Origin of the sequence: Leucobacter sp. M11 (genome assembly GCF_035726885.1) — a bacterium.
GTDB lineage: Bacteria > Actinomycetota > Actinomycetes > Actinomycetales > Microbacteriaceae > JAPFRB01.
The window spans coordinates 432,930-436,946 of sequence record NZ_JAPFRB010000002.1 but is presented as its reverse complement, the minus strand read 5'-3'; the positions used below and the strand labels follow the sequence as shown (position 1 = coordinate 436,946).

Sequence of the window (4,017 nt, the reverse complement as noted above, 5' to 3'; positions counted from 1 at the left end):
AACGAGCAACCGTCTCAGGAGAAGTAGACTAGTCATATGGCACTCAAGCCCAAGCCCTCAGATTATCCCCGGATCCGCAAAGCGCTCAGCTTCTACAAGGTGACCTCCGTGATCACCGGTGTGATGCTGCTCCTGCTCTGCGTCGAAATGATCCTGAAGTACGCCTTCTCCATCGAGGTGTACATCTTCGGCGAGAAGAGCCTCTTCAGCACGGCGGCGGTCCAGGAAATGTTCGACGACGTCTCCCAGACCACGAAGCACATGAGCAAGGGGGACGGCTTTAACCTGTCCACCGGCTTCCTCATCGCGCACGGCTGGTTCTACGTCGTATACCTGTTCAGCATCTTCCTGCTCTGGAGCCCGATGCGCTGGCCCTTCACCCGCTTCCTGCTCCTCGCACTCGGCGGCGTGATCCCCTTCCTGTCCTTCTTCCTCGAGGCGCGCACTGCGAAAGAGGTCACCACGTTCCTTGACTCCGCCGAGGAGTCCCCATCCACCAACCCGGAGGCCGCTCATTAACGCCATCCCCACTGTCACCGGCCACCGCCCGGTGCTCGTCGTCGACTTCGGCGCCCAGTATGCCCAGCTGATCGCACGCCGCGTGCGCGAGGCCGGCGTGTACTCCGAGGTCGTGCCGCACACCATCACGGCCGCCGAGGTCGCCGAGAAGAACCCGCTGGGCCTCGTGCTCTCCGGTGGTCCCTCCTCGGTGTACGAGGCGGGCGCCCCGCAGTTCGACGGAGCGGTCTTCGACCTCGGTCTGCCCGTGTTCGGCATCTGCTACGGCTTCCAGATCATGGCCCAGGCGCTCGGCGGCGAGGTCGCGAACACCGGCCTGCGCGAGTACGGCGCGACCGATGTCACGATGATCGGCGACGGCGGTGTGCTGCTGGCCGGCATGCCCGAGACGCAGAGCACCTGGATGAGCCACGGCGACTCCGTGTCCGTCGCGCCCGAGGGCTTCACCGTGCTCGCGAGCACCCCCTCCACCCCGGTCGCCGCCTTCGGCAACGACGAGCGCAAGCTCTACGGCGTGCAGTGGCACCCCGAGGTCAAGCACTCCGAGTTCGGCCAGCTGGCCCTCGAGAACTTCCTGCTGAAGGCCGCCGGCCTCGCCGGTGACTGGACCAGCGGCAGCGTCATCGCCGAGCAGGTCGAGCTGATCCGCGCCCAGGTCGGCACGGGCAAGGTCATTTGCGGCCTCTCCGGCGGGGTCGACTCCGCCGTGGCCGCGGCCCTCGTGCACAAGGCCGTCGGCGACCAGCTCGTCTGCATCTTCGTGGACCACGGCCTGCTCCGCCAGGACGAGCGCCGCCAGGTCGAGGAAGACTACGTCGCCTCCACCGGGGTGCGCCTCGTCACGGTGGACGCCCGCGAGCAGTTCCTGACCGCGCTCGCCGGGGTCACCGACCCCGAGACCAAGCGCAAGATCATCGGCCGCGAGTTCATCCGCAGCTTCGAGCAGGCCCAGGCGGACCTGATCGAGGAGTCCCGCGAGATCGACGGCGACCCGATCCGCTTCCTCGTGCAGGGCACCCTGTACCCGGACGTGGTCGAGTCCGGCGGCGGCTCCGGCACCGCGAACATCAAGAGCCACCACAACGTCGGCGGCCTGCCCGAGGACATGACCTTCGAGCTGGTCGAGCCGCTGCGCGCCCTGTTCAAGGACGAGGTGCGCGCCATCGGCCGCGAGCTCGGCCTGCCCGAGGTCATCGTGGGGCGTCAGCCCTTCCCCGGCCCCGGGCTCGGCATCCGCATCATCGGCGAGGTGACCGAGGACCGCCTGGAGACCCTGCGCCAGGCCGACGCGATCGCCCGCGCCGAGCTGACCGCGGCTGGCCTGGACGAGGAGATCTGGCAGTGCCCCGTCGTGCTGCTCGCCGATGTGCGCTCCGTTGGCGTGCAGGGCGACGGCCGCACCTACGGCCACCCGATCGTGCTGCGCCCCGTGTCGAGCGAGGACGCCATGACGGCCGACTGGACCCGGCTGCCCTACGACGTGCTGGCGAAGATCTCGAACCTGATCACGAACCAGGTGCCCAACGTGAACCGCGTCGTGCTCGACGTGACGAGCAAGCCGCCGGGGACCATCGAGTGGGAGTAAGCTCCCCGCGCGGGGACACGGACGTGTTGCCGCGCTGAATCGCCGAAGCCCCCGACCGATCCGGTCGGGGGCTTCGGCGTTGTAGGCTGAACGGTCCCGCGGTGAGGCACAAACGCTTCTCGAAAAAGCGCGCAGGGTCTGGGAGGCTTGAGACCAGATCCGAGTTGGCCGGAGCCTCGCCGTGCCGCGTTCCGCGGCGCGAGACGGGATGCCCGGCGTCATCAAAAATGGGGGCTGGGGCCCGATCAGGAAAGGTCCCAGCGTGTTTGTTGCGTCGTCCGGAGCCCCCCGTCAGCGTGCCCGCCGGAAGGGTCGGCCCCGCCTCCTCGGGGCGGGCCTCGTGGCCGCGCTCCTCCTGAGCGCGCTGCCCAGCGCCGCCCACGCGCAGCCCGGGCCCCTCCGCGACGCCGCCCCGGCGGCGGCCGTGTCGGCGACAGCCCCGGCGGCGGAGCCTGCGGAACCCGCCGTGACGGCACACACGGCCGGCGAGATCCGCTTCGCGAACAACCCGCTGAACGCGGTCACGATGAACTCGGCGAGCACGGCCGCGCACCGGATGCCCTGGTATCAGGTGAGCTCCGCGGAGTTCGGGACCTCCTTCTTCCGGAGCAAGAACGCCCCCAACAATGTCTCCTCCGGGGTGTCCGTTGCGGTGCGCAACGCGGCGGGCACCCCCCAGCACTTCGTCGCCGGGCCGGCGAGCGTCACGTCGTTCGGCGGGTCCGGCACGGTCGCCGACCCGGCCTGGATGGCCTACGACGGGGCCCCGCTCACGCGATCGGGGAACGCGACGACGCCGCTCACCATCGACCAGCGCACCTCGGCGGTGCTGGGCACCGCCTACGTGCGGGTGGACGTGACCCTGCACAACAGCGGGGACAGCGAGGTGGCCGCGCAACCGGCCTTCTACGCGGACTGTGAGTTTGCGGGCGACGACAACGGGACCAACACCATCGGGGACGGCCAGGTGGAGTGTGTGAACGCGAACCAGACCACGGGCGGGAAGATCTCCCTCGTCTCCCTGAGCGAAGGGGCGAGTTTCTCCGCCGGGTACTACGGCAAGGTGAAAACAGACACAGAGGCCAAGATGGGCCCCTTGAGTAACGCCTGCTGGGGGTCGAAGAACGCGACGAGCACGGTGCCCTGCGACACGATGAAGAAGCTCGACAACGGCTTCGCGGCGAGCTGGGAGCGTGTGGTGCCCGCCAACGACAGCGTGACGGTGTCCTTCCTGCTCTCCTACGGGGAGGGGCTGGGACGCTCCACGTTCAGCGCGGACACGAGTGTGTCCCGGGACGAGGGCGTCACCAGGGACGACTTCGCGTTCACCCTGCGGCTGCGCAATCTCGGCCCGGACGCCGAGCCCGCCGCCGTCGCCGGGTTCCCGATCCCCGCTGGATTCTCGTTTGTCGACGCCAACGGGGAGGGCTCCTACGACCCCGAGACCGAGGAGTGGTCGGCCGGCGCGATCCCGGTGGGGGCGGAACGCCAGATCGTGCTGACCCTGCGCGCGGAGGCGAAGGGTACCTATGCCCTCGGCATCACCGGGGTCGCCTCGCACAACCTGAACGCGGCTCCGTGCGACCCGGAGGTGCCGGAGCGGTGTGGCCCCCCGGCGTCGGTTCGGGTGGCGGGCCTGCGGGACGATGCCGCGAGCCAGCTCTCGGCGACGCCGGAGATCGTGGCCGCCGACGGGGCACAGTCGTCCACCGTGAGCCTGCAACTCATCGACAGCGAGGGGGACCGCTACCCGAAGACGGGGGAGGATGTGGCGTTTGCGAGCACCCTCGGCGTGCTCGCTCCGGTGGTGGACGCCGGGGACGGGCGGTACACCGCGCAGCTGAGCAGCGAGGACACCGGCGAGGCCGAGATCACCGCAACCCTCGACGGCAGGCCGCTGCCCGCCACAACCA

The 4,017-nt window shown here is 69.4% G+C and carries 3 protein-coding genes; all 3 read left to right on the top strand.

Going from position 1 to position 4,017, the window contains the following annotated elements:
- Window positions 1–36 precede the first annotated feature (36 nt).
- Window positions 37–519, top strand: coding sequence for a DUF3817 domain-containing protein (locus OOT08_RS06355; RefSeq protein WP_325091744.1), 483 nt, complete (start codon window positions 37–39; stop codon window positions 517–519).
- 4 nt (window positions 520–523) lie between these two features.
- Entirely contained in the window at window positions 524–2,104 is a 1,581-nt protein-coding gene (guaA, locus tag OOT08_RS06350) for a glutamine-hydrolyzing GMP synthase (RefSeq protein WP_325092123.1), read from the top strand.
- A 262-nt stretch (window positions 2,105–2,366) separates the two neighbouring features.
- Window positions 2,367–4,017: invasin domain 3-containing protein (locus OOT08_RS06345; RefSeq protein ID WP_325091743.1), on the top strand; the 1,651-nt coding region annotated here is incomplete at its 3' end.